General features: G+C 65.3%; 6 protein-coding genes. 4 read left to right on the forward strand and 2 right to left on the reverse strand.

Annotated features, from left to right (window positions below):
* Positions 1-373: 373 nt before the first annotated feature.
* On the reverse strand, positions 374-757 hold the full coding sequence (locus ACFFC4_RS21955; protein ID WP_375504855.1) for a hypothetical protein: 384 nt from the start codon (positions 755-757) through the stop codon (positions 374-376).
* 131 nt (positions 758-888) lie between these two features.
* Complete coding sequence (locus ACFFC4_RS21960; protein WP_375504857.1) at positions 889-1359, reverse strand: Clp protease N-terminal domain-containing protein; 471 nt, start codon at positions 1357-1359, stop codon at positions 889-891.
* 702 nt (positions 1360-2061) lie between these two features.
* Between ACFFC4_RS21960 and ACFFC4_RS21965 the strand changes: the two genes are divergently transcribed.
* The 4 genes from ACFFC4_RS21965 (at position 2062) to ACFFC4_RS21980 (ending at position 5041) form a co-directional block, all read left to right on the forward strand.
* Positions 2062-2382: a hypothetical protein gene (locus tag ACFFC4_RS21965; RefSeq protein WP_375504859.1), complete on the forward strand. Its 321-nt coding sequence runs from the start codon at positions 2062-2064 to the stop codon at positions 2380-2382.
* Between the two features lie 347 nt (positions 2383-2729).
* Complete coding sequence (locus ACFFC4_RS21970) at positions 2730-3194, forward strand: SigE family RNA polymerase sigma factor (protein WP_375504861.1); 465 nt, start codon at positions 2730-2732, stop codon at positions 3192-3194.
* A 35-nt stretch (positions 3195-3229) separates the two neighbouring features.
* The gene (locus ACFFC4_RS21975; RefSeq protein ID WP_375504863.1) at positions 3230-4291 is read left to right on the forward strand and encodes a hypothetical protein; all 1062 of its coding nucleotides are present in this window, start codon (positions 3230-3232) and stop codon (positions 4289-4291) included.
* A gap of 219 nt (positions 4292-4510) precedes the next feature.
* Positions 4511-5041, forward strand: coding sequence for a hypothetical protein (locus ACFFC4_RS21980; protein ID WP_375504865.1), 531 nt, complete (start codon positions 4511-4513; stop codon positions 5039-5041).
* Positions 5042-5549: the final 508 nt, after the last annotated feature.

Here is a 5549-nt window from a genome sequence, read left to right on the forward strand (position 1 = left end):
AGCAACGCAGAGCTGTACGCGAACGATTTACACCACTCCCCGGGGCACGACCTCGGTTACCCGTTGCTGGGCGAAGTAAGTCTCGCGCGTGCCCTCGGCATAGCCGTCAGAGCTTGCGAACGGATCGTTTTGGTCGGGCATGCTCGCCTCATCGACAGTCGGCGGTGAAACTTCCAAACGTTATATGCAGTCCGATCATTTGGCATGTAGCCACGCTGCAGAAGGCTCGATCAAGTTCAGCCGCTGGACGTTCTGCGTCGTCCTGCGTCGATAACTTGGCAGAGGCGGCTTGTGTCACAAGCGGATCCCTGACCGGATCCGCGCTCATCGCGGCGTGAGCGGTCGGCAGCTCGCTTAGCAGGGCAGGAACGCGTCAGTACACGGCGACCGCGCCCAGTCGCTGGACGGCCTCATCGACCGCGCTGCCCCGGATGGCCCATTCAAGTTCTGCGCCGTCGATCGTCTTGAGACGTACGACCACGAAGTCGGGGTCCAGAGAGATACGTTCGTCCTCCGACCGCGGCCGGAGCGCGCTGACCTGTACGGAGTCAATGATCACGCTTGTCGGCCCGATACGCAGGTGGCGATCCGTGATCGCCGTGCTGAAGGTCGCCCACCTCTGTGTGACACCTTGCTGCACGCCTGATCGAGTGCGGAACGCGCTGACCACGGTGCCCTTACGCGAAATGTCCTTCTCATCCTGACGCTTGGGCCCGGGGAGCAGATCGGTCAACGCGTCGAGCAGAAACTCAATCACTTCATCAGTATCGCCGTCCCACTCGTTTCATCTCAGCAAGGTGACGCAACTCAGCGAGACCGACGTTTGTGCCTAGGCCGATCCATCTCCGGCTCTGAGACCAGGCATCTGCAGCAGTAGACCCTCGTAACTTATCGGTCCTCGCTTCGCGGCAGGCGAGCATGCAGACGCCGTTCGTCGGCGGCGCTCTGGTCACGGGCACGTCGATGCGCTTCGTCGCGATCCACACCCAGGGCTGTCAACATCCGGTCGACGTTGGCATCATCGATCAACAGCAGTTGGACGAGGAGATGACTGACATCGGCTTTGCTGTCGGCTTTGCCGGCCTGCAGCGCCGCGTCAGCCATCACCCGTTTTGCATCCGGTGCCGGCCGAATCGAGCGCGCCACCCCGACGCGGGAGTCGCCAATGAAGCTGGTCGGGACCCGCTGAGTCTGTGCTTCCGACACTCCAAGCGCGGTCCGCGCGGGCTGGCCACCGTCGACACGAAGTACCGCGGCGAGCAGATGGTCCACGCTCATAGTGCGGTGCCCGTGCTGGGGTGCCAGGTCCTGAGCCAGCGCGATGACGCGGCGCCCGCGCTCGGTGAAAAGTTCCAGCATTCGCGTCTCCACTCAACGGGTTTCGGTTCGGCATAGTGCACGTGGGCGCTGAGCGCAAGGCTGGTGGCGAGTAGGGTGTCCCGAATCTGGGGTGTCGTTCTGCCGGCGTGTTGATCACCGCTAGCGGTCGAGGTATCCGGATGACTGAAGTCGCGTTGTGTCCCCAACCGAGGCCCCCTCGGTGGAACCGAAGAACCCGCGCGAGTCCGCAAGCGAACCCGCCTCTGGTGCGAGAGTGATCCCACGTCCACCGGGCTCAGGGCCCACCGGCTGCCCGCAAGCGGGGATAACTCCCTGAGCGACGCGCGAGCCGCCGCCACCTGAGCGTCTTAGAGCAGGGCGGTTGCAACTGCCCGCGGGCATCTGGTCGCCTGCATCAGCACGGTGAGACCCGTTGCCGTGGCCCGGACATGGGCTCAAGTTGGTGGGTCCGGCGCCGATGCTCCTCGTAGCGAGGTCGGTGGAGCAGGAGGGTCATGATCGAGGTCTGTCAGCGACGCGCGGATCGGCGACGTGCGTCCACTGCCACGTTGGGAATCCTGGTCGTCGGGCTGCTCGTGGGCACCGCGGTTACCGGCGCTTCTGCCTCGCGGGGGTCTTCGCGAGTCTCGGGTTTGTCACCGTCGTTGCGTTGCCGTGGCTGTTGATTCGACGCGAAAACGTTCGAGAAGCCCGTCGCCGCCAGGCCGGGGATGCCCCATCATGGCCGGCGAAGCTACCCGTAGTAAGCCTGCGGGCGCTGGGTGGTCAACCCGCGCCCGTGACGACCTCGCCGTCACTGGCCGGCTCACCTTGGAGCGCGACTCCTGGGTGTACCGACCGTCGCACGCAACGGTCCACACTCTCGACACCACCGCCGAGCTGCGCTGGGCCCGGACGTGTCCCGTGCAGGGTGAGAACACGTTCGGCTTGTTCTCACCCGGCGTTCTCACATTCCACGTCGACGGGGTCGGCGCAGTCGGCGTCGAAGCCCGTCACGTCGCGGGCATCGAGGCAATGTCGGGCCATCTCGGTCCGCGATAGCGGTGATGCCGGTCGTCATCTAGGCAACCGCTGATGCCGCGATGAGTGCGTTGACCCGGTCGACGATTCCCTGAGACATGGCGGGCCTGCACGCCGCGATCAGCCGTACGGACCTTTGTCGAATCGAGGCTGTCCCGATCACCGGTCGGCTTGCGGGACGGTCTATTGAACTACGTGAGTCGACCGAAAAAGTCCGTCGCCGTTACCTCGCCGTCGCCGCCGGTACGTATTCGACATCGTCAAGGGATACACCGCCTTGGGTATGCGGCCCAGAGCGCAGCTCGGGTCATCGAGAAAAGTTCTTGTGGCGCGCAGCAGATCGGTCTCGGCCGGCGTCTCCTATAACCGTGGACGAGGAATTTGAGCAGTTCGCGGCCCGTGAGCTATCGCCGCTCCTGCGGTACGCCGTGATGCTCACCGGTGACCGCGAACTGGCCCGCGATCTCGTCCAGGACGTCATGCTCAAAGCCCATTCCCAGTGGCGCCAGGTCAGCATCGCGGACCATCCCCGGCTGTACGTCCGCACGATGATCACCCGTGCCTACATCTCTTGGCGTCGGAGATGGTCGGTGCGCAACGTCCTCATCGCCTATGACCCGGACAACGAACCGCCTCCGTCGCCGGACCACGCCGTCACCGTGACCGACCGCGCTGACGTCTGGCAACGCCTCGCCACATTGCCCCGCCAGCAGCGCGCCGTGCTCGTGCTGCGCTACTACGAGCAACTCACGGACACCGAGATCGCGACCGTCCTCGGCTGTTCGACCGGGACGGTGCGCGGCTATGCCTCGCGGGCGCTGGCCACCCTTTGACTTCACCTCAGCGTGGAATCCAACCTGGAGCGATCATGAATGCCGAACAGGTCTTGACAGCGACCTTCACAGACCACGAGGACCTTGCCCCTGACGCGGACGAGGTGCTCAGTGCGATCCAGCGAAAGCTCGCCGACCGTCATCGTCGCGTGGTGATTCGCTCGTTCACGGTGCTAGGCGCCGCAGCGGCCGTCGTCGCAATCGCACTTGCTATACGCATCGTTGGCGGAAGTCCCCAGCATCTGCGGACAGCCGTAACCCCCGCGCCGGTCAGCCATTCCACCCCGCCGACGCCCACGGCGAGCGAGGCGCCAGCCCTCCCCGCGCCCGATCACCTGACCCTGGCCGCCGGGTGGCTACCCAGCGCCAGGGCGACGACCGTGGTCGCTGCCAACGGCTTCGGCACGCAGTACCGCGGCTACGACATGACGGTGTCCGGCGCCGACGTGTACGTGCTCGTCTCGCTCAACCCCGGCACGACACTGCCGACAACCGACAAACGCGGAACGCCGCATGACCTGACCATCGTCGGGCACAGCGCACGCGAGTGGGCGGTCGACTTCTGGTACGACCTATCCTTCCTGGCCACCCCGGACCGGGTCGCCAGCGTCAGCGTCGAGGTAGCAGACGAGCACCCGCTGAACTCAACAACCTCGGCCGCAGGATTGCGCGCCATCGGACGACACGTCGCCCGCGCCCTGCGATTCGACGCCAATGAACCGATCGGCGCGCAGTTCGAGCTCACCTACCTGCCAAACGGAGTCACCGTCGGATCGGTCCAGCGCGACAACGGCCAGGACACGACCTACCTGCTCGCTGTACCGCATGTCGCCCGCGACCACTCGAACGCAGCGAGCATTGTGGCGGATTACGAGGACGCCTCAAACGGATCAAGTGGTGCGGGGCGCGGCGCGGACCACGGCCAGGCCGGTCGACCAGTGCAGGGCTACGCGACGGTTGTCTCTCACAACGGAGACACATACACGCTGTCGATCCCGAACTTCCATGGCGTGCCGCTCAGCCTGACGACCGGACCGGGAGTCACGACTGTCGCCACCCTGTACCGAATAGCAGACGGGATCAGGTGGCTCGGCTAGCTCAAAGGCACAGCGGCGAGTGATCGCGCGCCGAGACGGCATTCCGGCCGCCGCGATTGGGAATCCGCGAATGGGATGCTGGCGGAGACCGGATGTGTGTCGACCCGGCCACGTCGCCCAGTACGGCGTGACATCGTGATCCACATGGCAAGTGGTCCATCTCCTCGAGACGAGTCCTTCGTGCTCCGGCCGTCGCGTTTGGCATATCGTCGGCGCGTCGTGCCGGCAGCGGTGGGAATGACGCCGCTCGTGGTCCTTGGGTTCCTTCGCGTGATTGTTGAGCTTGATTCCAGACCCGCTCGGCTGGCGGTGGGCCTAATCGGTCTGCTGTTCCTGCTGCTGGTAATCGCGATCGTTGTGTCGGTACCGCGCACCGCGCGACTGGCCGTATCGTCGAACCGGGTCGAGCTCCGCGGCTGGTTCCTGCGGCCACGCAGTTTCGCCACGCAGGACGTCACGACGATCGTGAAAGCGCGAACATCCCGCACGCAGGTCCTGCTGCTCGACGCCCGTGGCAGACGGCTGCTCGCTCTCAACGCTCCGCCCTGGCCACGCGCCGGTATCGATCACGTCGTCGACACCATCGGTGCGCCCATCGACCTCATCAACACGATGGCGCCGAAACAGCTCCGCACGAATTACCCCGGAGCTGTCCCATTTGCATACGCGCACCCTCTAAGATTTGGCATCTTGGTCAACCTGGCATGGATCGTGCTGGTCATCATCGTCACCGTCCTCGTGCAACTCTGACTACCCCAGCGCTCGTCCCGGAAGCGGACCCGGCAACGGGCACGGCCAGCCTGGGCCCAAGGGCAATGGGTTGGCCGGGGCCGGTCGGCCCCGGAGACGGATCGTCATGCGGAACCTCGGAACATCTCGAGCGCGTGCGCGTGGCGATGGACTCGCGGGAAGCAGATGCCACCAACCGCAGTCAGCGGCGGCGCTCAGCCTGGCAGGACAGTCGGCGGTCGTCCCTGTGGTCGGACGGAGGCAACGCGGGTCGGACTGCAAGGTCTCAGCTGGGACCGTTCTCTTTGTTGCGGTCCTGTGCTGGACGATCCGCTTTCCGGTCGCCACGCTGTGAGGATGCGACGTGCACGGCCAGCCCAGGTGGCCGCTTACGCAGTCGTCGCAACTCTCGCAGCGGCGCTTTGCGCCGGTTGCGGTTCGTCAACGACCCCCCGGGAGTCGGGACGGTCCACTCGAGGGGACTGCCCCCGGTTCGGTTGACTCCTTGCCTGTGAGGATTGCTCCTCGC

Origin of the sequence: uncultured Jatrophihabitans sp., assembly GCF_964244045.1 — a bacterium.
Taxonomy (GTDB): Bacteria; Actinomycetota; Actinomycetes; order Mycobacteriales; family Jatrophihabitantaceae; genus Jatrophihabitans.